The sequence below is a fragment of the Hymenobacter endophyticus genome (assembly GCF_032464715.1).
Lineage (GTDB): Bacteria > Bacteroidota > Bacteroidia > Cytophagales > Hymenobacteraceae > Hymenobacter > Hymenobacter endophyticus.
Map to the genome: position 1 here is coordinate 27,306 of NZ_JAWDJT010000010.1, position 23,524 is coordinate 50,829.

Genomic DNA, 23,524 nt, shown 5'->3' on the forward strand with positions numbered 1-23,524 from the left:
GTGGGGAGGAATGTTCCTCGCCATGGGGAGCCACAAAACGGGACAGAATGGCTCCGGCACCACGTTCCTACTGGTGTTGGGTACGTTGATATTAACGGCTGCTATGGCTTATTTGAGCGGTAATCCTTCAACCCCGGATGAAGAACCGGATTGAGCAGTTATGTAGTCAGCGACGGGAACGATTGTTTGCACACAGAAAGCCCCTGATACTCAATAGCTGTATCAGGGGCTTTCTATGGCAATGTATTCCCAGTTCCTAATAAGGAAATACCGCTAACACTGGTTTTAGTGCATATCTGCTACATCGTTACCAAGGCTGCATCAATGGCACGCTGGTAGCAGGCTTCGTAGTGGGGCACGATGATTTCCACGGCAAAGGTTTCGGCGTGGGCGCGGGCAGCGGCTTTGAAGCGGGGCAGGTTTTCTTCTTCCAGCACGTAGAGGGCATTTTTCACCATGTCGGGCACGTCGCCGATTTCGCTGACCATGCCGGTGAGGCCGTGCTCATTCAGCTCCGGAATGCCGCCGGCGTTGGTGCTGATAACGGGCACCTCGCAAGCCATAGCCTCCAGAGCGGCCAGCCCAAAGCTTTCCTTTTCAGAAGGCATCAGGAACAGGTCGGCAATGCTGAGCACCTCTTCCACGGCTTCCAGCTTGCCCAGAAAGCGGATATCGTCGCAGTAGCCGATTTCGCGGCAGAGCTTTTCGATGCGGGGCCGGTCGGGGCCATCACCCACCAGCAACAGCTTGGCCGGAATCTGCTTGCGCACGCCCGCAAAAATCTGCACCACGTCTTCCACCCGTTTCACCGAGCGGAAGTTGCTGGTGTGCACCAGCAGCTTTTCGCCGTTGGGGGCAATGGCCGCCTTGAAGTGGCCCTTGTCCTGCTTCTGGAAGCGCACCAGGTTGATGAAGTTCGGAATTACCTCAATGTCCTTCTCAATGGCGAAGTACTCGTAGGTTTCGCGGCGCAAATCCGCCGAAACGGCCGTTACACCATCCGATTGGTTGATGCTGAAGGTTACTACTGGTTCGTAGCTGGCATCCTTGCCCACCAACGTAATATCGGTGCCGTGCAGGGTGGTGACGACCGGAATGCGGATGCCACGGGTGAGCAGAATCTGCTTGGCCATGTAGGCTGCCGAGGCGTGCGGAATGGCGTAGTGCACATGCAGCACGTCCAGCTTTTCGTTCTGCACGATGTCCACCATCTTTGAGGCTAAGGCCAGCTCGTAGGGTGGGAACTGGAACAGCGGGTAGGGCGGAATGTACACCTCGTGGTAGAACAGGTTCTCGTTGAAGAAATCGAGGCGGACCGGCTGGCTGTAGGTGATAAAGTGCACCCGGTGGCCGCGCTGGGCCAGGGCTTTGCCTAGCTCGGTGGCCACCACGCCGGAGCCGCCAAACGTAGGGTAACAGACAATGCCGATGTTCATGGGAGAGGAGCGTAAGCGTTGGCTTGCGCCGTTACGGGAACGGCTGAAGTAGTGAGAGGAGAGGCTGTCATGGGGCGCAACGCGCGCAACGACTGAGCAAGGACAAAAAAATCGGCGGCAGGTCGCTCCGAGGAACGCGCTGCCGCCGATTGCGGAATCAAAGGAACGGAAAAGCTGGACAACACATCATGTCTTCTGCAGCGACTTGTAGATTACGTCGTGGATGCGGGTGCGGATGTTGTACTGGCGCAGCTTGTTATTGCCGGCGTCGGGGTACACGCGGTTAGAAAGAAAGATGTAGAGGATTTTGTTTTCCGGGTCCATCCACACGCAGGTGCCCGTGAAGCCGGTGTGGCCAAAGGTGCTGGCCGGGGAGAGGTTACTGGTGGGGCCTTCGGGCTTGCTTGGGTCGCCCCGGTCCCAGCCCAGGCCGCGGCGGTTGCCGGCCTCGGTGCTGCGGGCAAACTCCGTAACCACGGGCGTCTGGAAGTAGCGCTGCCCGCCGTAGCGACCGTTCTGCAGGTTCATCTGCATCAGGATGGCCAGGTCGTTAGCATTCGAGAACAGGCCCGCGTGGCCGCCCACGCCCCCAATCATGGCCGCCGTTTGGTCGTGCACGGTACCTTGCAGCTGAGTGCGGCGGAAGTACGTGTCGTTTTCAGTAGGGGCGATGCAGGACTTGGGAAATTTGCTGAGCGGGTTGTAGGTCATGTTGCCCAGGCCCAGCGGCTGGAAAAAGTTCTTCTGCAGAAACGCATCAATAGGCTGCTGCAGCACTTTCTCTGCCACGCGCTTCAGAATGATGAAGCTTAGGTCGGAGTATTCGACGGGGTACTTGCCCTTTGTTTTGGGCAGCAGGCTGGAGCGCTGCACCCAGGTCCAGACGGAGTCATCGGAGGTGCGCAGGCTGTACAGGTCGGGGGTTACCTCCCGGGAAAACTCGGCCGACTCGGTGCTGGCGTAAAAGGTAGGCTTGGGGCCGGTTTTGGTAATGGTTTTTTCCCAGGTCGGAATACCGGGCTTGAGGCCGGCCTGGTGCATGAGCACCTCCCGCACCGTCATGTCGCGCTTGTTGGTGGCTTTCAGCTCAGGTAGATAGGACGCTACCTTATCGTCGAGGTTGAGTTTGCCTTGGTCCTTGAGGTACATGATGGCCTGCAGCGTGCCAGCTACTTTGGTTACCGAAGCAAGGTCATAGAGCGTCGTATTATTGACGGGCTGCTGCTTGTCGTAGGTGCAGTAGCCGTAGCTTTTATCGAACACCACCATGCCATCCTTAGCTACTAGCACCTGGCAACCAGGGGCGGCGGCGTAGGCCACGGCTTCGAGGGCCACATTGTCAATCTGGGCCAGCACTTTGGAGTCCAGTCCTGCTTCCTCGGGCGTACCATAGCGCAGGCGCTTAAAGTCGGGAGTGGGCAGGCCCAGGCCGGTTTTCAGGTTTTCGGAAACCGTTACGGGCAGGCGTCCCTTGGCAGGCAGGGCGCCAAACAGCACCTGCGGCACTACCAAGTGAGAAGCGTAGTTATCCTCGTAAGCGCACACTAGGTTACGGTTTTCCTCCAGGTACTTCAGTGAGTAGGCATTACCAAAGGCTACCACCACTGTTTTCAGCTTGGGGTTGGCCCGCAGGTCTTTCAGAAACTTCAGCGCGCCCTCCCCGATACCGTAGTTGTGGGTGGGCGTGTTGTTCATGTTGTGCAGGCTGACTACCACCACGTTGTAGGGCGCCAACTGAGTACCAATGCGGGCAAAAGTGGAATCAAGAGCGTAGCGGTTGGATACGCTGAATACCGGCCCACTCTGGTACTTGCCCATGATTTCCTTATAGGTCGGAGCATCCGAGCCAATGGTGACCGTGGCAATCCGCAGGGTGTCGAGGCGGTGGAAGGGGAGGATGTCATCCTGGTTTTTCACCACCGTGGTAGCATGCTCATAGATTTGCTGCTGCACCATGCGGCTCAGGGGCCGGTTCAGGTTCTGCATCAGGTTGGGCACATCAATGGGTTGCGGCTTGTTGAGGCCAGCCCAAAACTTGGCCCGCAGAATCTTGCGCACCCGCTGGTCCACGTCGGCCTGTTCGATTTTGCCGGTGGCAATAGCCTCTTTGATTTTCACCAGGGCCACGGGCACATCCTCCGAAAACAGCAGCACATCGTTGCCGGCGGCCAGGGCTAAGGCATCCAGCTCCCCCGGTTTGTAGAGGCTGGATACACTTTTCATGTTCAGGGCATCGGTAAATACCAGGCCCCGGTAGTTCATCTTTTCTTTCAGCAGCCCCGTTACCAGGTTCTTGGAAACCGTGGCCGAGAGAGTCCGCACCGTATCGAACAGGGGCATATATAGATGGCCCACCATCACGCCCATCACGCCCTGCTCGAAGGACTTCTGGAACGGATACAGATCCACGTTGGTCAGGCGGCCCATGTCGGAGTTGATGACCGGCAGGGCCACGTGCGAATCCACGTCGGTGTCGCCGTGACCAGGGAAGTGCTTGACTACGGCTAGTACGCCGTGGTCCTGCAGGCCCCGGATGTACTGGATACCGCGGCTGGCTACCTGCTCCTTGTTTTCGCCGAAGGAGCGGTTGCCGATAACCGGATTGTCGGGGTTGGAATTGACGTCGAGTACGGGCGAGAAGCTGACGTGCACGCCCAGCGTCTTCATTTTGAGGGCAATTTCCCGGCCCATCTGGTACACGTACTGCTCGTCGTCCATGGCTCCCAGGGTCATGCCTTTAGCGAAGTGCATACTGGAATCCAGGCGCATATCCAGACCCCACTCGGCATCCATAGCAATGAGCAGGGGCACTTTGGCGGCAGCCTGGTAGCGGTTGGTGAGCAAGGCCTGACGGCGCGGCCCACCCTGCAAAAACATCAGCCCGCCCACGCCCTGATTGCGCACTAAACCTTCAATGGCCTGGGCGTGGCGCTTGTCCTTGTTGGAGTAGGCGGCCACCATAAACAGCTGGCCCAGGCGCTGGTCGGGGGTGAGGGAGGTGAACACGCTGTCCACCCAGTTCTGCTCGGCCACCGACATGGGCCGGGCGCCGTTTTCGCGGGGCACCGAGGAGGAAACAGCCCAGCCCAGAAAGGCCAGTACTAGCAGGAAAAGTCCAATCCGAAAGTCTTTGAGCATCGGCTCCGGTGGTTCGTGCTGAAGGGGTAGAGAAACTGGAAGGCGAGCCGAAAAGCCCTACTTTTGCCCCTCCAAAAAGGGTGCCGGGTAGCGCGTTCGGCCGGGGTAGGGGCCGCTGTAATTGGCCTTCGAATCCCTGCCTGCCTCACTTCCCAACGCAGGAACCAACGAATTAATCTCCGGTGGTACGCACAAAAGTTGGCCGCAAACTTACGCATAAATTCCCGAGGCCCGTTGTAGTCAGGCGGATAGCCCCGGAAATCCAGCTCGGAGTACCCGCCTTTTTTCTTTCGATTTTTGTTTGAGCATGGCCGATATCATCCAACTTCTACCCGAATATTTAGCCAACCAGATTGCCGCCGGGGAGGTGGTGCAGCGCCCGGCTTCGGCCGTGAAAGAGCTGCTGGAAAACGCCGTGGACGCCGGCGCCACCCAGGTGCAGCTCATCGTGAAGGATGCCGGTAAGCAGCTGGTGCAGGTAGTGGATAATGGCTCGGGTATGAGCCCCACCGATGCCCGCATGAGCCTGGAGCGCCACGCCACCAGTAAAATCCGGACTACCGACGACCTGTTCCGCATCCGCACCCTCGGGTTCCGGGGCGAGGCCCTGGCCTCCATTGCGGCCGTGGCCCAGGTGGAGGTGCGCACCAAGCAGCGCGACCAGGAGACTGGCTCCCTGCTGCTGGTGGAAGGCTCCCAGATTACCAGTCAGCAGCCCGTGGCCTGCCCCGATGGCACCAGCATCAGCGTGAAAAACCTGTTTTTCAACGTGCCCGCCCGTCGCAACTTCCTCAAAAGCAACGCGGTGGAGATGCGCCACATCCTGGACGAGTTTCAGCATGTGGCTTTGGCCAACCCGCAAATTGGCTTCTCGCTGTTCCAGAACGATCTGGAGGTGTTCAACCTGCCGGCCGGTAAACTCAGCCAGCGCATTGTGAGCCTGCTGGGCAACGGCTACAAGGAGCAACTGGCCCAGGTGGAGGAGGTGACGCCATTCCTGACGGTACGCGGGTTTATCGGCAAGCCCGAGTCGGCCAAGAAAAGCCGGGGTGACCAGTTTTTCTTCGTGAATAACCGCTTTATCCGCTCGGCCTACCTCAACCACGCGGTGCTGACGGCCTACGAGGGCCTGCTGCCTAAGGACACACACCCCTTCTACGTACTGTTTCTGGACCTCGACCCCAAGTCCATCGATATTAATGTGCATCCCACCAAAACCGAAATCAAGTTTGAGGACGAGAAAACGGTGTATGCCATTGTGCGGGCCGCCGCCAAGCAGAGCCTGGGCCTGCACAACATGGCTCCGTCCCTGGATTTTGATGGCAACGTAAACTTCGCGCCCATTCAGCCTCTACGGCTGTCAGGCCAGGAAAAGAACCCGTTTGATGACGGCTATCAACCCGATGCACTAGCCTCGGCAGCCCGGGCCGCGGCCAAAAGTCCCGGCCGCCCCGCCGCCCAGGATGCTTACGAGCGGCAGCTGCCGCCCCGGCCCACCGAACAGGCCAAGCGGGAGTTGGAGGAGTTCTACAAGAGCCTGAGCCAGCTGAGCGTGCCCGATGTGGAGCACGAAGCCACGGCCGTGGGCGTGCCCGTGCCCACTATTACGCCCCTGGCGCCGGATGAAGACCTGCCGGCTGATGATAAGCCTCTAAACGGAGGGCTTAACCTGCAGGCCGGTTTTACCGCCATGCTGCCCGCCCCGAACCGTCCCTCATCCGAAGCAGCCGCACCAGCGGGGCCTTTGCCAGTGGTGCTGCCCAGCGCGGCAGCGGCACCTGCTACGCCCGAGCTACCCCTGCGCGAATCCAGCACGGGGCCCGGTAACAAGGTGCTGCAGCTGCATCAGCAGTATTTGCTGGTGCCCGTGAAATCGGGGATGATGCTGATTGACCAGGTAGCGGCCCGGGAGCGGATTTTGTACGAGCAGTACACCCAGAGTCTGGAGCGGGAAGTCAGTGCCTCCCAAACCCTGCTATTCCCGCGCACCATCACCTTCACGCCCCAGGATTTTGCCATTCTGCGGGAAGTGGAAGAGCCGCTACGGGCATTGGGATTCCGCTTCACTGACTTCGGCAAGCACACCATTGCCGTGGAAGGTATTCCGGCCGACGTACCGGCCCGCGACGAAAAGGAGCTGCTGGAAGGCCTCATTGAGCAGTTTCGCACCACGGCCGGCCCCATGAAGCTGGACCGCCGCGAGCAGATGGCCCGGGCCCTGGCCCGGCGCGTGGCCGCCACCGCCGCCGGGGCCCGCCTCTCGGAGCGGGAAATGACGGCCATTGTAGACAAACTCTTTGCCTGCTCGGTGCCCAACTACACCCCGGATGGCCGCCGCACCATCGTGATGCTGGAGTTGGGCCAGTTGCAGGAGTTGTTCCGAAAATAAAACCAGGCGTTGGCCCGGCGGCGGCCAGCCGGTGGGCCAGTCGCCGCCCTTTCTCTACAACCGGGCCAATGCAAGATCTACTGGTAGGCTAGCTAACTCAACAGCTGCCCGGGAGGCAGCTTATCTATTCCAGCGGTATCTGCGTAGCTTCACTTTCGCAACTCCCTCTTCGCCCGCACAACCTCCCTATGTTTCAGTTTACCCCCATGGTTCGCAACCTGCTCATCGCCAATGTGGTGGTGTTTATTGCGAGCAAATACCTGCTGAACCTCGACCTTCTGGCTCTGTATCCTATTGGGTCACCCATGTTCTGGCCCTGGCAATTTCTGACGTACATGTTTATGCATGCTACTGCTGACTGGAGCCATATCTTCTCCAACATGATTGGCCTTATTGCTTTGGGGCCGTTGCTGGAAGAGCGGTGGGGCGCCAAACGGTTCCTGACGTTCTGGCTGATTTGCGGGGTGGGCGCGGGCGTGCTCTACAATGGGCTGCGCACCTACGAGGTGCACCGTATGGGCCAGCAGTTGGAGGCGTTCCGGCAGGAGCCCACGGGCGTAAACCTGATGAACTTCGCTGAAACCAACCTGCCTGACTTGGCCAAGACCTATGAGTCGTCAGCGGTGAAGTTGCATGATAATCCCAATGATACGTACGTCATCAACAATGTGCTAGGACGGTTCGAGGCGTTGTACGAGGGTAGTTTGAACGGCCCGATGGTGGGCGCGTCGGGGGCCTTGTTCGGAATTATCATTGCCTTTGGGATGCTGTTCCCGAATACGTCCCTGATGGTGTTTCCGCTGCCAATACCCATCAAGGCCAAGTATTTCGTGATTCTCTACGGCCTCTACGAGTTCTTCTTCGGCATCCGGCGCCTGCCCGGCGACAACATCGCCCACTTTGCGCACCTGGGTGGAATGCTGGTCGGATTCATTGTGTTGCAGATCTGGCAGCGTAACCGCACCCGTCTGTATTAGCGCGCCCGGCTGGGGCTGGCTAATACACCTTGCCCGAAAATTGTGGAAATTTCCCTCCACTCTGCTGCCTACCTGGCCGTACTTCCTTCACCCGCCCCACCACGCACATGAGCATCATTACCGATATCCGAACTGCGTTTAGCCGCGACAACTCCCTGCACAAACTGCTGCTGCTGAACGTGCTGGTATTCGTGTTTCTGGTCTTGGCCAAGGCTATAATGAGCCTTTCGGGCGTGGGGGCGTACTTTCTCAATGTAGCCCGGCAGTTTCAGCTGCCCTCCGACCTGCCCAGCCTGCTGCGCCACCCCTGGACGCTGCTGACGTATGCTTTTTCCCACCTGGAGTTCTGGCACATCCTCTTTAACCTGCTCAACCTGTACTACTTCGGGGCATTGGTGCGGGAGTATTTGGGGGACCGGCGGCTGGTGAGCCTATACGTGCTGGGTGCGCTGGCTGGTGCAGTACTTTTTCTGCTGAGCTTCAACCTGCTGCCAACCCTGCAGCCCATGGTGGGCCTGCCGCTGCTGGGCGCTTCAGCCTCCGTCACGGCCATCATCATGGCTGCCGCTACCCTGCTTCCCGATTACACTTTCATGCTGTTTTTGCTGGGGCCAGTGCGCATTAAGTACATTGCGGCGGTGGTTATCCTGCTTTCGGTGCTGGCCATCAACCAGGGCAACCCTGGCGGCGGAATAGCTCACATTGGCGGAGCGTTGATTGGCTTCCTGTTCGTGAAACAGCTGCAAGCCGGCCGCGACCTAGGCCGCCCCGTGCAGGCCGTGGGCGACTTTTTCGTGCGTCTGGTAACCGGCCGCCCCAATCTGCGCGTTACGCACCGCAGCGCAGCGGCCACGGCAGCCGCCCCTGCTGCCAGCAAAGCCAAGGCCAGTGCCACGTCCTTGCCCGGTGAAGATGAAATAAACCTGATTCTGGACAAGATTTCTCACTCCGGCTATGAGAGCCTCTCGAAGGAGGAAAAACAGAAGCTGTTCCGCGCCAGTCAGAAGTAGGGCCTCTTCTCACTTCAGGAGGAGAAGCTACGGAATAGGATACTTGATATCAGACTCGTTGTGGGTGTAGAAGTAGGCGTAGTTACCGCACATTTCTTCCCAACCACCTACAGTAGCGTGCCGTTGGTGCATCACGTCCTCCCAGGCAATACGCATTTGGCGGGCGCACACCAGCGGCCGCACCTGGCCTACTCCGGTGCCCAGTCCCGGTACAGCCACTGTTTGCACCACCTCTTTTACTAGTTGGCCATTGGGTATACGGCCATACTCCAGCAGGAGCAGTAGGGCCCGCATGCTATGGTACACGTTCGGGCCGCGCGTGATGGTCATGGGCGTGCGCATGGTGGGTGCGGCAATCAGGTAGGGGAACTGCGCGTGGCCGGTGGGCAGAATTTCGGCCTGGCCTACCAGCAGCTCTCCGTAGTATTTCTCTCGGATGATGTGCTGTAAATCCTTCTCCAGGTGCCAGCCCAGCGTTTTGGAAATGGCGAAGTCAATGCCGCCGTTCATGTAGCCGAAGCTGTTGGCGGGGCTTACCAGCGCATCGGTGGATACTTCGAAAATGGAGCCGTGGCGAATGGTTACCTGGGGTACATCGGCGAAAACCCGGTGCCAGGCGTCAGTAATTTCGGAGTTGGTGTCAGTGAAGTAGAAGTGCATAGAGTAGTTTACCCCGGTAAAGTACACATTCTCAGCTTTCCGCAAACGCAAAAACGGCTGCCCCACAAGGAGCAGCCGTTTTTGCGTTTGCGCTGACTACGAACTAAGCCGAAGCTTTGCCCATGTTGTCCAGCGCGTCCATAACTTCTTTCACATGGCCGCGCGAGGTTTCCAGCAGTGCCTTTTCCTCGTCGTTGAGTTGCAGCTCAATCACCTTCTCGATACCATTTTTGCCCAGGATAACCGGAGCCCCCAGGTACACACCGTTGATGCCGTATTCGCCCTGCAGCTCAATGCACACCGGGAACACGCGGCGCTGGTCGCGCACAATGGCCTCAACCATCTGAGCCGCGGCAGCACCGGGTGCATACCAGGCCGAGGTACCCATCAGCTTCACCAGCTCGCCGCCACCTACGGCCGTGCGCTGTACAATGGCGTCCAGCTCGGCTTTGCCGATCAGCTCAGTTACGGGAATGCCGCCCACGGTAGTGTAGCGGGGCAGGGGCACCATGGTGTCGCCGTGGCCACCCATCAGCACCGCCTGAATGTCTTTGGGGCTTACGTTCAGGGCTTCGGCCAGGAAGGCGCGGTAGCGGGCCGTATCCAGGATGCCCGCCATGCCAAATACCTTCTCCCGGGGCAGGCCCGAGGTGAGGTGGGCCTGGTAGGTCATCACGTCCAGGGGGTTCGATACCACGATGATGATGGCGTTGGGCGAGTATTTTACTACTTGCTCCGTTACTGACTTCACGATGCCGGCATTGGTGGCAATCAGGTCGTCGCGGCTCATGCCGGGCTTGCGGGGCAGGCCCGAGGTAATTACCACCACGTCGGAACCGGCGGTGCGGCTGTAGTCGTTGGTGACGCCCACGGTGCGGGAGTCGTAGCCGATGATGGGGGCTTTCTGCCAGATATCCAGGGCCTTGCCTTCGGCAATGCCTTCCTTGATATCCACGAGGACGATTTCGTTGGCAATTTCGCGGGTGGCCAGTACATCGGCGCAGGTTGCGCCTACGTTGCCGGCTCCAACTACGGTAACTTTCATGGATGGATGGAATTGGGTGTGAACTTGTGGGTTGGGCGTAAAGCTAAGGTATAGAAGTGAGAAGGTGAGAACTGAGAAGAGAGACTTTTGCGGCCTCAGTCGTCTGAAGTTCCTAAGTCGGAGTGGGCCGGGCCTCCTGTCACAGGAACTGCGCGCTCCACGCGGGGGCAGGGGCAAGTCAGAACTTTTCCACCCGGAATGTCTGCGTGAACTGCCCGGCCTGCACTTTCACTTCGTAAAAGCCGGCTACCAGCGTCGCGCAGGGTACGCGCAGGGTACGCGCAGGGTACGCGCAGCTCATTCGCCTTCTGCTGAAAACTGCCCGCCCACAGAACCGTATCGAGGCCAGTAGTGAGGCTGCGGGCCGTGGTGATACCAGGCTTAACCGGACCAGTGTTGCTACTAGTGCAATTGTAGCTCAGCTTCACAATGAGTTGCTTCCGGACTGGATTGGGAGCTACACTGCACTCGGCCAAGCGGCAGCCCGGTGACGGTACTGCAACGGTTGAAAGGGTCAAGTGAAACACCAAGCCAAATAATCCGCAGTGGATAAGAGTAGTCAAGTATAGAAAGCCTCTGTTCGTGACACTGAAAAACGAGGTTTTGCCTCCGGTATATACTCAGTTTTTGCCGTTCCCTCAAGGCTTCGAAAGCTTGTTTTCGGAACGGAAGTGGCATGTCAAAAAGACGCCCGTACGGAGACCAGCAGCTGCCGGGGGCGCAGCTCGTACTCGTTCTGCACCAGCACGAAGCTGGAAACGTACGTGTACTGGTAGGCGCGGGCATTGAGCAGGTTGCTGGCCTTCAACTCCACATCCAGCTTGCGGGCCGTGGGCAGGGTGTAGCGGTAGGTGGCATCCAGAAAGAAAGTTCGCACGGCGGGTCCCGCCCCGGCACTGCGGAAATGCTCGGTGTCCAGCAGGAGTTGGTGCCGCTCAGTGGGGTAGAGGGCCAGCCCGGCCCGGTGCTCCTGCAGGCGAGTGTTGGGCTGGGCTGTTTCTCCTACCTGGCTCCGCAGCAGGCTGAGTTGGCCCGTGTACTCCAGGCTGGCCCAGTCCACGGGCGAGGCATTGGCCCGCAGGCGCGCCGTGCTTTGTCGGCTGCGAGTGGTAGTTAGGGTGTTGTTCAGCAGTACGGGCAGCTGGCTGGCGCTGCCGCTCAGCTGTAGGGTTACACTCGTTTTCCAGGGGCTGATGAACTTGCTGGCCTGGGCCGCCAGCGTATGGCTGGGGGCCGCCGTGCGCCGGGCCACGGCCACGGTGGTAAGCGAACCGTCGGGTGATACTAGGCTGCGCAGCAACTGGTTGCGGGTAGTGGTGCTGAAGTTGTAGGTGGCCTGATAAAACCAGGAGGTCAGCGGGTTTTCGTAGTAGAAGCCCAGCCGGCTGCTGATGATGCGCTGGCGGGTAAGGGGAGCGGCGTTACGCTGCAGAGTGCGGTAGTCGCGCAGCAAGTAGCCGTAGTACAGCTGCTCCAAGCTACCGGCCGGGGTAGTAAGGTCGGCCCCGGCTTTGGCGTGCCAAAGCCCGCTCAGCTCGTAGCGCCCCGAAACCTGGGGTTCCAGCGTAAGCCAGCGGCGGCGTTGGACGGCCGCCAGGGGCGCATCGGTAGCGCGCAGGGTGCGGTAGCTCAGCGGGGCCTCGGCCTCCAGCCGCCACCGGTCGGTTTTAAATTCCAGGGCCGGCTGCAGATAGTACCGGGCTTGGTGGGCGCGCAGATGGTTCCGCAGGGAGTCAGCCGGAGTTTCGGGGGCCGGCTGGCGGATGAGGTCGGAGCGAAGGCCCTGCACCTGCTGGTTAAAACCGGCCGTGGCGGTGTAGCGCCAGTGGGCGACTCCTCCCAGCAGGGCCACCGAGTTGGCCGTGTACAGGCTGCGCTGCCGGGCCTGCTGGGTAGCCCGGACATACGGCAGCCCCTCCGCCAGCACCGCCGGCAGGGGCCCCGGCTCCACCGTTAGCCGTTGTGGACTGGCGGCCAGGGTCAGCACCGAATTCACTTGTAGCATCCGGCCCGCGCGCAAGGGCTGCACCAGACCTAGCCGGTTGCTCAGGCTGGTGAAAGGGTTGCGGGCCTGCTGGCGGATGGGCTCGGCATCGGCGCTGCGCGTGAGCAGGCCGGTCTGCTCATCCCAGCTGCCCGTAAAGCTGAGCGTATTTTTCAGGTAATACTGCTTCACGTTGCGGATGTAGGCTAGGTCGGTACTCAGCTGGCGGGGCCGCAGTACGTTGCGCTTGTCCTCGGTGAGCGTGATGGCGCGGCCGTCGGGCAGGGTGTAGCGGGTGCGGGTGCTGCCCCGGCGCAGCTGCTCATCGGTGAGGTAGGAGGCATTCACGCGCAGATTGGCGTCTTTGCTAAAAGGAACCAGGTGGTTGGCACTAACCAGATGCACTTGGTTGAACAGCCAGCGACTGGCCGGCAGCGGGGGCTGCCCCAGCTCCTGAATGCCGGTCAGGTCGGGCTTGCGGAACCCCGGCTCCCGCAGCCGTTGCACGTCATCCAGACTCAGGGGCTTTATTTCGGCGGCTACGTCCTGGCCGGTGTTGTTGGTCTGGTAGGTATCCAGCAGCTGCTGCCGGGGCGTGAACAGCATGGGGGCCAGGTTGGCGTTCCAGAGCACCGGGGCCGCGCCCAGGCCCAGCCGACCCTGCCCGGTAGCCGTTACTGCTTTCTTCAGGCTGATATTCAGGGAGGCCTGCTCCGACTGCCGCACTCCGCGCAACGCCGCAATGGGCTGGTGGCGCTTGAGCACCTGCACGTCCTGCACGGCCTCGGCGGGCAGGTTGTTACTGGCTTGGCTGTAACGGCTTTCCAACAAATCGGCCCCGTTGATGTAGAACTTCTGAATGGGCCGGCCCTCGTACAGGATGCGTCCGTCAGCCTCCACCTCCACGCCCGGCATCTTCTTCAGCACGTCGGCCAGCACTCGGTCCTTTTGCTCAGTAAAGGCCGATACCCGGTAGCTGAGCGTGTCGCCCTCCCGGCGGATGGCGTCGGCCTGCACCACCACTTCCCGGAGCGGGGTGGGGTTGTCAGGCAGGGTGAGTGTCACGGCCTGCGAGAGGTTGCGCAGCCGCCGCGTCTGCTCGGTAAAGCCCAGGCTGCGGGCACTCAGCAGCACCGAGTCGGCGGCAAACGGCAGCGGCACCCGGAAACGCCCCGCCTCATCGGTCACGGCCACCGCTGACTCCTCCAGCCCCGGCAGCGGCTGCACCTCCACCAGTGCCCCCGGAATGGGCTGGCGCTGGGCATCGGTGAGGGTGCCCGTGAGCGTGGTTTGGGCGTGAGCCGTCAGGGAAAAAACAAGCAGCCCAAGTACGGCAAGCAACAACTCTGCTGTGAAATACCTGTGGGCATACCTCGTCTTCCGCATTGCTAGTATTTCAGCTCAATAAGATCATTCTTTTTGGCCTGCTTTTGTTTATATTCTTCCATTTCTTTATTATAATTATTCGGAGAGTTTCGCTTAGTCATCTGACCTACTCCGTTATAGAAATAATCTGATTTCGCTTTGATATATTGAGATAAACTGGTTTCAATAGCATTCACAGGTAGATCTGGTCTACCGTTATAACCGGCTTCTTTTAACTTTATCAGCTGAAAGTTGTAGCTGCGCTTGATAGCTGCTACTTCGATAATTAAACCCGGTAATCCGCTGAATTTATATGGTCCGTCTGGAGTAGGTATCTCTTTGCTGAACCAAGCTTGCCATTTTCTTCCACCGTATTCAGTAGTAGCCTTCTGACAGGAATATCCAGAAATTATTCTTTTTTCAGGTAGTATGGTCCATTTCATGGGAATATTATCTTGTTTTATCTTGAATATTTTCTGGTCTATTTTATCAAAATAAAATATTATATTATTATTGTATTTATATATTTTATAAGTAAATGTAGTATTATGACTTGCCAGAGCGTTGAGTGATGATTGATCAAATGATGGGCTGAAAACTATTGAGTCTGCCAGGTGAGAATTTTTGCTTTCAAACTTGGAATAGTCTGAATTGATAACTGATGTCATTAATTATCTTCTTATATCATTATTATTTGTGGAATCTGCTTGATATGTAATTGTATAGATACATATTATTGATTTGTTATTGGTTTGTGCCAATGAAAAACATGTGTAAAATAGCAAAAAAGTGTGAATGAATTTCTTATTTGCTTTTTCAAAGAATCAGGTACATTATGCGTATTTTCAATAAATTGGAAATACGCATAATGTATATTCTGTTTTTCAAGTTAGATATATCTATGTATACTATTCATGTATCATAGAAAATGATTTGATAGTATGCTGATTACTTCAACTCCAGAGGATTGTTTTTTTTATTAAGTCTATCCTTATAATCCTTTCGATCTTCTTGTGAAACAGGGTGTCCCATCGCAGCAATTTTATCGGAAAGATTTATTTCGTAGTCACGTTTCGCCTGATTAAATTTTTGTTTTGTTGTTTCTATTGCATCATCATAAGATAAAATTAATATTTTATCTTTAGGTGTTTCTGATTTTAAAAATTCAAATGAATAATGCCTTTTCGAATCACTTAATTCTATTATTAATCCTGGTAGGCCGCCGAATTTATAAGGTCCATTTGCGTGTGGTATCTCCCTGGTAAACCATGCTTCAATATTTCTACCTGAAAAAAAAGTAGTTGCTAATTGACATGAGTATCCTGCAATATTTTTTTTACTGTTTGTGATTTTCCATTTAATAATGTCATTCGATTCTTTATAATAAAAACTTTGTCTCATTATTCTTTCATGATAGTATATGAATGGTTGATTTGTATTTTTGTATATTTGATATCTGAAATTACTTCTTCCTAGGGTCAGGGCTTGATTTCCTAATCTCTGCATATCACCAATTCCAATAGGTTTGCTTTGATTATTTAATCTCATTGTATCCTTCTTATACTGTCCGATGCTTTCAAAAATAGAGCTACTATTGCCAATCGTAAGGCGCATTTGTTCTATTTTTTTTTCATTCGACGTAGAGTCAGGATAGTAAGTAAGACGATAAGTAATTAATAATTTACACGTGTCAATGGGTGGCCCCTGAGCATAACATAAATTACCAAATAAGACGGCTATAATAAAAAATAAAAAAAATGATTTTCTCATCATTTCATGATTTGAAAAACGAGACAGTTGTATATGCGAACATATTTAACTGTCTCGTTTTTGAGTTATTATTTTTGAATTAACCGCAATACTGGTCGTGGAGCATGTTCAGCAGTTCAACGACCTCATCCCATGAATTACCAGTTGCCTTTCCTGAGCGGCCACACATTTCATCGGCACCATAGGCATATTCATATAGCATTTTTTTGGCTATCAGGTCTTTTGATAAAACAAAAGCTTGGTTAGGGCTTTTAGTTGCGTTCGGCTCTGTATGAGGAGTGGTTGCCGCCAAGCTGCTGAACGATACGCCACCCAGAAGGGTGGCCACTAGAAGAACTTTTTTCATGATGCTGCAAGGGTTAGATGAAATGATGTCTCAAATGACCCGTAGTATCCAGCAGAAGTCAAGGACAAAATGCCGTTGCTTGTGATAAGGCATAACTTATTCAGCATATAGTAAAACACTGTCAGGAAACCCAGTATGGCCCTGGCTCAACACGTCGGCCCAGGTAATCTCCGGCCGTTTGTGACATGCAGTAATGTATATATTACATCCGCTTCACCAGCAACACCCGCTCCGTATTCTCCGTCACCCGAAACCGCTCATCGGGCCGGAAACCAATAATCCAGGTAATTTTGCCGTCGGCGGAAACCAGCACCCACACGTTGTCTTTGAGGTTGAGGGGGACTTTCTGGTCGATGAGGAAGTCGGAGAGCTTCTTCTTGCCCTTCATGCCGATGGGCATAAACCAGTCGCCCTCCTGCCAGGGGCGCACCGTGAGCGGAAACTTGAGCACGTCGGCATCCAGGGCGGCCACGGCTTTACCCTTGGGCACCTCGTAGCCTTCGGGTATTTCCAGCAGCTCGGTGCGCAGGTGCAGGCCGTCGATTTTCAAGGCTTCCTGCCCAGCCTGCAGCTGGTGGGTACCGAAGTGCTGGAGCTTGCGCGGGGTAATCACCAGCTGGTCCCGGTCCTTCACCAGCTGGTGCGTCGGCGACTCGAAGCGGCGGCCCGGCTCGGCCCCGAAGCTCTGCACAATGTCCTTAGTCACGAGGTAGCTGAAGCCGAAGGGCCGCAGCAGCTCGTGCAGCACCAGGGCCGTGGCGGCCGTTTTCTGGAGCGTCCGGATGTCGAGGTAGGTGGCTTCGGGCTCCTGGCGCTGGGCCTGGGCGGCGGTTTCCTCCACGTAGCGACGCACGATTTCCTCGGCCGCGCCCACGCGCTCCGCCGTTACGCTCATGGTGTGGTCGAGGCCGGGGTTGATGTCGCGCAGCACGGGCAGCACCTCCAGGCGCAGGCGGTTGCGCTGGTACACCGGCGAGTCGTTGCTGGCATCCTCGCGCCAGATCAGGCGGTTTTCCACCACGTAGTCGTACAGGTCGGGCTTGCTCACGGCCAGCAGGGGGCGCACCAAGTAGCCGGTTTTGGGCCGGATGCCGTGCAAACCGGCCAGGCCGGTGCCGTGGGTGAGGTTGAGCAGCATGGTTTCGGCCGTGTCGCGCTGGTGGTGGGCGGTGGCCACGGCGGCGTAGCCCTGCTGCGCCCGGATGCGCTCAAACCACTCGTAGCGCAAAGCCCGGGCGGCCATCTGGGTCGAAATGCCTTCCTGCTCGGCAAACTTCTTGGTCTGGAAAAACTCGACGAAGTAGGGCGCCTCGTACTTCTCGGCCAGCTTACGTACGAACTGCTCGTCGGCGTCGGCTTCCTCGGCCCGCAGCCCGAAGTGGCAGTGCGCCACCCCGAATTTCACGCCCAGCCGGTGCAGCACATCGGCCAGCACCACCGAATCGAGGCCGCCGCTGACGGCTACCAGCAGCTGGTCGGTGGGGGAGAAGAGGGCGTGTTCCTGAATGAAGGCTTGAATCCGGTCGAGCATGGGAAAGCGAAATCTAGTGCTAAAGTGCTAGCTCCCCTCCTTGGAAAGGAGGGGCTGGGGGTGGTTGATGGCAAATAAACAGGCTACTTTTAGAGCAAAAAGGATGTTCAACGAGTGTCAACCACCCCCAGCTCCTCCTTTCCAAGGAGGGGAGCTAGCCTTAGCTCTAAACAGAAGACCTGTACTATTCCACAAAGAAAACCGTTAGCAGCGGCCCTTCTGTACCTTTGCGCCGAAATGTCGTTTCCGAAGCCTCTTTTTCTTCTCTGGCTGCTGCTCCTGCCGGCCCTGGCGTGGGCCCAGCAGCGCCCGGCCGCGCGGCCCGGAAGCCAACCTGCCCCGGTTCAGGGCCAGCGTATTGAGCTGCTGCCCGGTACCCAGCAACTGATTGGCGGTACCTTTAACGGCGTGGAAATCCGAAAGCTGATCGGCAACGTGAGTTTCCGCCAGGGCACTACGCTGCTCTATTGCGACTCGGCGTATCAATATACTGAGCGCAACGCGCTGGAGGCGTTCAGCAACGTGCGCATTATTCAGAACGACACCATTACCATCACCGGCGACCGGGGCACCTACGACGGCGACACCCGCAAGGCCCGCATGACCGGCAACGTGACCATGCGCGACCCGCGCATGACCCTCACCACCCAGCTACTCGACTACGACCTGAACAATAACCTGGCCTATTACAGCACCGGCGGCCACCTCCAGGACCCCGAAAACACGCTCGACAGCCAGTTCGGCTACTATAACACTCAGAGCAAGGTGTTCAGCTTCAAGCGCAATGTGAAGCTGGTGACCAAGGAAAATACCATCGACACCGATACGCTGCAGTACAACACCGTCAGCAAGATTGCCTACTTCTTCGGGCCCACCCGCATCAAGGGCAAGCAGGGCAACCTCTACGCCGAAAACGGGAACTATAACACCATCACCAAGATTTCCAACTTCGCCCGCAACGCCAAAATTGAAACGCCTAACTACCTGCTGGGCGGCGACAAGCTGTACTACGACGAAGCCCGGCAGTACGGCGTAGCCACCGGCCGGGTATCCATGACCTCGAAGAAGGATAACCTCGTGATTCGGGGCGACGTGGGGCGGTACTGGCGGGCCCAGGGCCGGGCCAAGGTGTACGGCAGCCAGCCCGTCATGCGCAACATCAACGCCAAGGATACGCTCTACCTGGCCGCCGATACGCTGGTAAGCCTGGAGGGCCGTCCGCCCCAGAACAAGGCCGGCGTGATTTACGCCTACCGCAAAGTGCGCATCTTCCGCGCTGACTTGCAGGGCCGCTGCGACTCGCTCACCTACGACCGGCAGGATTCCATCATCTACCTCAGCCACGACCCGGTGCTCTGGAACAAGGGCAACCAGCTCACCGCCGACTCCATGCAGATTCAGCAGCGCAAAGGCCAGATTGACCAGATGCGCCTGTTCGGGCACGCCTTCAGTATCGGGCAGGATACGTTGCTGAACTACAACCAGGTGAAGGGTCGCAACATGGTGGCGTACTTCCGCGACAAGTCGATAAAAAAAATAGATGTGCTTGGCAACGCCGAGAGCCTCTACTATGCTCTTGAGGGTGATACGGCTGTATCGGGCGTCAATAAAAGCCTCTCGGCTACGATGGCGCTGCGGTTTCAGGAGGGCAAGCTTAACACCATCAGCTTCCTCACCAACCCCGAAGCGCAGTTCATCCCGCCCAACGACCTCAAGCCCGAAGATGCCAAGCTCAAGGATTTCCGCTGGCGCGCCACGGAACGCCCTACCCGCCGCCAAACGTTAGGCAAGCACTTCGCTTTGCCGACCAAGGCTAAAAAGGTGGCCCCCGCCAAAAAGAAACCTACTACCAAGAAGGCCGCGCCCAGAAAGCCGACGGCTACGAAAGCGAAACCAACGACTACCCCGGCGAGGAAATAAAGCCAGCCGATCATTCCGGAGGCCACCAGCGCGGGAAACCTCTCGCCAGGATTAGTAGGGACGGGCTGATTTCTCTGACAACTGGCAACTCATACCCGACAACTGATTTGCCTCACCGATTCTTCTTACCTTTGCGTCCTTATGCTGTCTTTCCGTCCTGCTTTCTTTGTTCTGTTATTGAGCACCTTGCTGCTCGGCTCCTGCACCGGCTACCAAAAGCTGCTCAAGAGCACCGACGTGAACAAGAAATACGAAGCCGCCATTCAGTACTATGAAAAGGGCGACTACTTCAAGGCCGGTACCCTGCTAGAGGAGCTGATTCCGCTGCTGAAAGGCCGTCCCGAGGCGGAAAAAGCCCAGTTCTACTTTGCTAATACCAACTTCCAGCAGCGCAACTACACGCTGAGCGCCTACTACTTCAAAACGTTCTACGAAACGTACCCCAACTCCCCACAGGCCGAGGAAGCGGCTTTCATGCAAGCTAAGTCCTTGTTCCGCGACTCCCCGGAGTTTCAGCTGGACCAAACCAACACCTACACGGCCATTGAGGTAATTCAGGAGTTTTTGAACCGCTTTCCAGAAAGCAAGTTCCGCTCCGAAACCGATGGTATGTCGCAGGAGCTGCAGAAGAAGCTGGAAAACAAAGCCTTCCGCGGTGCCCGTCTCTATTACGATTTGCGCTACTTCCAGTCGGCTATTACGGCGTTTACCCAGTTTCAGCAGCAGTTTCCCTCCTCAGCCTACGGCGAGCAGGCCGCTTTCCTGAAACTAAATGCTCAGTATGACTTAGCCACGGAAAGCGTGGAAGAAAAGCAGCGGGAGCGGTACTTGGAGGCCATTGCCTTCTATCAGAACTTCGTTGACGCTTTTCCCCAAAGCAAAAGCCTAAAGGAGGCGGAGCGCATGTACGACCAGTCCCGCGACGCAGTAGCTAAGCTAAAGCCTGCCGAAGGCACAGCCGCTAAATAAATGTGAAAATGAGGGGAGAATGTGGTTAAATGGGCGAATTTGTACTCGCCACACTCCATAGGCTTCGCACTGACTTTTTACATTACTCACATCTAAACACATTCAGCACATTCAAGTATGAAAGCTCCCAATAACGTACCCGCCTCCATCGTAACCCGTAATATGTCGGATTTCACGGCTGAAACCGGCAACGTGTACGAAAGCCTGGCTATCATCTCCAAGCGTGCCAACCAGATTTCCGTGAAGCTGAAAGAAGAGCTGAACGGCAAGCTGGCCGAGTTTGCTACCACCGTAGACAACCTGGAAGAGGTGTTCGAAAACCGCGAGCAAATCGAAATTTCCAAGCACTACGAGCGTCTGCCCAAGCCTACCAACTTGGCTGTAGAAGAGTTTCTGGAAGGCAAAATCCACTTCCGCACGCCTGCCGAAGAAGAAGCCAAAGGCTAGTTTACCAGCCGAGTATTCTCGTGAGAACGTCATGCTGACCCCGCACAGTAAGCTGCTCGGTTCGGCATGGCGTTTTTGTGTTCAGCTGCTTTCTGACACTGCTGGCCTCCATCTTCAAAGTCTACTCTATGCTGCAAGGGCGCAAAATTCTGGTGGGTGTGTGCGGGAGCATTGCCGCCTATAAATCGGCGCTGCTGGTGCGCCAGTTGGTGCAGGCCGGTGCTGAGGTACAGGTAATTCTGACACCGTCTGCCCTAGCTTTTGTTACGCCGCTTACCCTGGGTACCTTATCCAAAAACCCGGTGCTACAGGGCTTTCTGCGGGACGAGAAAGCCGGGGAGTGGCACAACCATGTTCACCTGGGTTTATGGGCCGATGCCCTAGTAATTGCGCCGGCTTCGGCTAATACTCTGGCGCACTTGGCTGGGGGCCTCTGCGATACGCTCCTGGATGCTGTGTATCTCTCGGCCCGCTGCCCCGTGTTTGTGGCTCCGGCCATGGACCTGGATATGTACCAGCACCCGGCCACGCAGGCCAACCTACGCCGCCTGCGTGAATACGGCACCACCGTCTGGGACTCTCCGGCCGGCGAACTAGCCAGCGGCCTCAGTGGCCCCGGCCGCATGCTGGAGCCAGAAGACATCGTGCGGGAGTTGGAGCAGTTTTTTGAATTAGAAACGAAGAATTAAAATTCGCCAAGAAATTGCCGTAATAACGCCGCCCAGAGCAGACAGTAAGCGCGCATTACGGAACCGCCTCTTAATTTTTAATTCTTCATTCTTAATTGAAAATGCGCGTCCTCATCACTGCCGGCCCTACCTACGAACCCCTGGACCCAGTGCGGTTTATTGGCAACCATAGCACCGGCAAAATGGGCTATGCACTAGCTGAAACCTTCGCGGCGGAAGGGGCTGAGGTTCTCCTTATCAGTGGGCCCACTAATCTGCCCGACCCAAGCAATGCCCGCATCCAGACGGTGCGCGTGCAAACTGCTCAGGAAATGTATGAGGCGGCTGTAGTGGAAGCCGCCGCGGCCGATGTGTGGGTGTTTGCCGCTGCCGTGGCTGACTACCGCCCGGCCCAGGTAGCCGAGCAGAAAATCAAAAAAGCGGGTGAAACCCTCACGCTAGAGCTGGTAAAGAACGTAGACATTGCTGCCGAGCTGGGGAAAACCAAGCGGCCCGAACAATTTTCGGTAGGTTTTGCGTTGGAAACGGAGAACGAACACGCGCACGCCCTCGGTAAACTCCAGCGCAAAAACTTTGATATGGTGGTGCTGAACTCCCTGCGTGATGCCGGGGCCGGTTTTCGCCACGATACCAATAAAGTGACTTTGCTGGATGCTGACGGCCGAATAACTACCTTCGAACTGAAAGCCAAGACGGACGTGGCGCGTGATATTGTGCGTTCGGTATTGGCTCGTCGTTTACCCCAGCCTCATGCGTAAACTCTTCTTTTTGCTGTGCCTTTTCAGCTGCGCCGCCGCCGCTCAGGCTCAGGAACTGCTGGCCGAAGTAACCGTGTCCACCGAAAATGTGACCATATCGGACCGGCAGCTGGTGCAGCAGATGCGCAACGACATGCAGACGTTTCTGAACACGCGGTCCTTCACCAATAAGGTATACCGGCCCGAGGAAAAGATTCGCTGCAAAGTGTTTGTGGGTATTACCGAAATTCCGCAGAATGGTACGTACCGGGCCACGGTGCGGGTACTAAGTACGCGCCCGGTGTATGGTACCGGCTACGAAACTAACCTGCTAAGCTTCGCCGACCGAGGCTGGCTGTTCAACTACTCCCCCCAAAACCCTATCGACTATTCCGAAACGACGTTTGTCGGGAATCTGTCGTCGTTGCTGACGTTCTATGCCTATATCATCATTGGCATGGACCAGGACAGCTTCTCGCCCCTGAGTGGCTCCCCTTACTACGACCGGGCCCGCACTATTTTGGTAAACGCCGCCTCGCAGAATATCACCAACGAGGCCGATGAAGGATGGAAAGACACCAACAACGGCAACCGGTATTGGCTGCTTAATAACCTGCAGGACCCGCAGTTGGAAGCTTTCCGAAGCGCTATTTATGCCTACTATCGGCAGGGCATGGATATATTTATTACCAAGCCTGAAGAAGCCCGAGCTAGTATGGCTACGGCTCTGCAGAGTGTGCAGCAGGCCGTACAGCGTCGGCCCGGCACCCTGTTGGCTCGCGCCTTCTTTACCACCAAGGCCGAGGAAATCTCCAACGTGTTCCGCACCAGCCCCGACCAGCAGCAGAAAACCCAGGTAACTACCCTACTCACCGAAGTAGACCCCACTAATTCCGCCCGCTACCAAACGATTCTGCGGCAGCCATAAAACGTGGCTTTGCAAGCCACCTGACGGATCTGGGGTAGCCATTAACCTACTAGGAACACACTGAGGTGTTGTTTGCAAGAGCGAGTTGGGAATCTTTCTGGCGAAACATGTTGGCATTTGACTAAATGAACTAGTAGCTTTGCTAAAGCTACTAGACTTGCCTGTTGCTGGCCGGCCCGTAGC

Annotated in this window: 18 protein-coding genes; 9 read left to right on the forward strand and 9 right to left on the reverse strand. The window is 56.7% G+C overall.

The features are described 5' to 3' along the window. Window positions 1-299 precede the first annotated feature (299 nt). On the reverse strand, window positions 300-1,436 hold the full coding sequence (gene bshA / locus ROI90_RS14780; RefSeq protein WP_315999127.1) for an N-acetyl-alpha-D-glucosaminyl L-malate synthase BshA: 1,137 nt from the start codon (window positions 1,434-1,436) through the stop codon (window positions 300-302). A 186-nt stretch (window positions 1,437-1,622) separates the two neighbouring features. After that, complete coding sequence (locus tag ROI90_RS14785) at window positions 1,623-4,574, reverse strand: glycoside hydrolase family 3 N-terminal domain-containing protein (protein WP_315999128.1); 2,952 nt, start codon at window positions 4,572-4,574, stop codon at window positions 1,623-1,625. Between the two features lie 307 nt (window positions 4,575-4,881). On the opposite strand from ROI90_RS14785, the gene mutL reads away from it, so the two are divergent. From mutL to ROI90_RS14800, 3 genes are all read left to right on the forward strand, one after another. Beyond that, entirely contained in the window at window positions 4,882-6,963 is a 2,082-nt protein-coding gene (gene mutL, locus ROI90_RS14790) for a DNA mismatch repair endonuclease MutL (protein ID WP_315999129.1), read from the forward strand. A gap of 188 nt (window positions 6,964-7,151) precedes the next feature. Further along, a complete protein-coding gene (locus ROI90_RS14795; RefSeq protein WP_315999130.1) occupies window positions 7,152-7,940 on the forward strand; it encodes a rhomboid family intramembrane serine protease in 789 nt (262 codons plus the stop codon). 107 nt (window positions 7,941-8,047) lie between these two features. Then, a complete protein-coding gene (locus tag ROI90_RS14800) occupies window positions 8,048-8,950 on the forward strand; it encodes a rhomboid family intramembrane serine protease (RefSeq protein ID WP_315999131.1) in 903 nt (300 codons plus the stop codon). 27 nt (window positions 8,951-8,977) lie between these two features. Here the strand turns inward: ROI90_RS14800 and ROI90_RS14805 are convergent, their stop codons facing one another. From ROI90_RS14805 to tilS, 7 genes are all read right to left on the reverse strand, one after another. Beyond that, window positions 8,978-9,610 (reverse strand): macro domain-containing protein, encoded by a 633-nt coding sequence (locus ROI90_RS14805; RefSeq protein ID WP_315999132.1) that lies wholly within the window; start codon window positions 9,608-9,610, stop codon window positions 8,978-8,980. A 103-nt stretch (window positions 9,611-9,713) separates the two neighbouring features. Continuing rightward, window positions 9,714-10,655: a malate dehydrogenase gene (gene mdh, locus ROI90_RS14810; protein ID WP_315999133.1), complete on the reverse strand. Its 942-nt coding sequence runs from the start codon at window positions 10,653-10,655 to the stop codon at window positions 9,714-9,716. Window positions 10,656-11,334: 679 nt separating this feature from the next. Further along, the gene (locus ROI90_RS14815; protein ID WP_315999134.1) at window positions 11,335-13,980 is read right to left on the reverse strand and encodes a carboxypeptidase-like regulatory domain-containing protein; all 2,646 of its coding nucleotides are present in this window, start codon (window positions 13,978-13,980) and stop codon (window positions 11,335-11,337) included. 47 nt (window positions 13,981-14,027) lie between these two features. After that, a complete protein-coding gene (locus ROI90_RS14820) occupies window positions 14,028-14,672 on the reverse strand; it encodes a GLPGLI family protein (RefSeq protein WP_315999135.1) in 645 nt (214 codons plus the stop codon). Between the two features lie 280 nt (window positions 14,673-14,952). Then, window positions 14,953-15,777: a GLPGLI family protein gene (locus ROI90_RS14825; protein WP_315999136.1), complete on the reverse strand. Its 825-nt coding sequence runs from the start codon at window positions 15,775-15,777 to the stop codon at window positions 14,953-14,955. Between the two features lie 76 nt (window positions 15,778-15,853). Then, window positions 15,854-16,120 (reverse strand): hypothetical protein, encoded by a 267-nt coding sequence (locus tag ROI90_RS14830; RefSeq protein ID WP_315999137.1) that lies wholly within the window; start codon window positions 16,118-16,120, stop codon window positions 15,854-15,856. Between the two features lie 202 nt (window positions 16,121-16,322). Beyond that, window positions 16,323-17,651 carry a tRNA lysidine(34) synthetase TilS gene (gene tilS, locus ROI90_RS14835; protein ID WP_315999138.1) on the reverse strand — a complete coding sequence of 443 codons (1,329 nt, stop codon included), beginning with the start codon at window positions 17,649-17,651 and terminating at the stop codon, window positions 16,323-16,325. 237 nt (window positions 17,652-17,888) lie between these two features. On the opposite strand from tilS, the gene ROI90_RS14840 reads away from it, so the two are divergent. The 6 genes from ROI90_RS14840 to porD all read left to right on the forward strand — a co-directional run bounded on the left by ROI90_RS14840 (window position 17,889) and on the right by porD (window position 23,341). Next, entirely contained in the window at window positions 17,889-19,571 is a 1,683-nt protein-coding gene (locus ROI90_RS14840) for an OstA-like protein (protein ID WP_315999139.1), read from the forward strand. Window positions 19,572-19,712: 141 nt separating this feature from the next. Continuing rightward, entirely contained in the window at window positions 19,713-20,540 is an 828-nt protein-coding gene (locus ROI90_RS14845) for an outer membrane protein assembly factor BamD (protein ID WP_315999140.1), read from the forward strand. Window positions 20,541-20,657: 117 nt separating this feature from the next. Next, window positions 20,658-20,987, forward strand: coding sequence for a DNA-directed RNA polymerase subunit omega (locus tag ROI90_RS14850; RefSeq protein WP_315999141.1), 330 nt, complete (start codon window positions 20,658-20,660; stop codon window positions 20,985-20,987). Window positions 20,988-21,115: 128 nt separating this feature from the next. After that, a complete protein-coding gene (locus ROI90_RS14855) occupies window positions 21,116-21,676 on the forward strand; it encodes a flavoprotein (RefSeq protein ID WP_380230175.1) in 561 nt (186 codons plus the stop codon). A 101-nt stretch (window positions 21,677-21,777) separates the two neighbouring features. Further along, window positions 21,778-22,434 (forward strand): phosphopantothenoylcysteine decarboxylase, encoded by a 657-nt coding sequence (locus tag ROI90_RS14860; protein ID WP_315999142.1) that lies wholly within the window; start codon window positions 21,778-21,780, stop codon window positions 22,432-22,434. Then, the gene (gene porD / locus ROI90_RS14865; protein ID WP_315999143.1) at window positions 22,427-23,341 is read left to right on the forward strand and encodes a type IX secretion system protein PorD; all 915 of its coding nucleotides are present in this window, start codon (window positions 22,427-22,429) and stop codon (window positions 23,339-23,341) included. Before ROI90_RS14860 ends, porD begins: the two co-directional genes overlap by 8 nt. The last annotated feature ends 183 nt before the right edge of the window (window positions 23,342-23,524 follow it).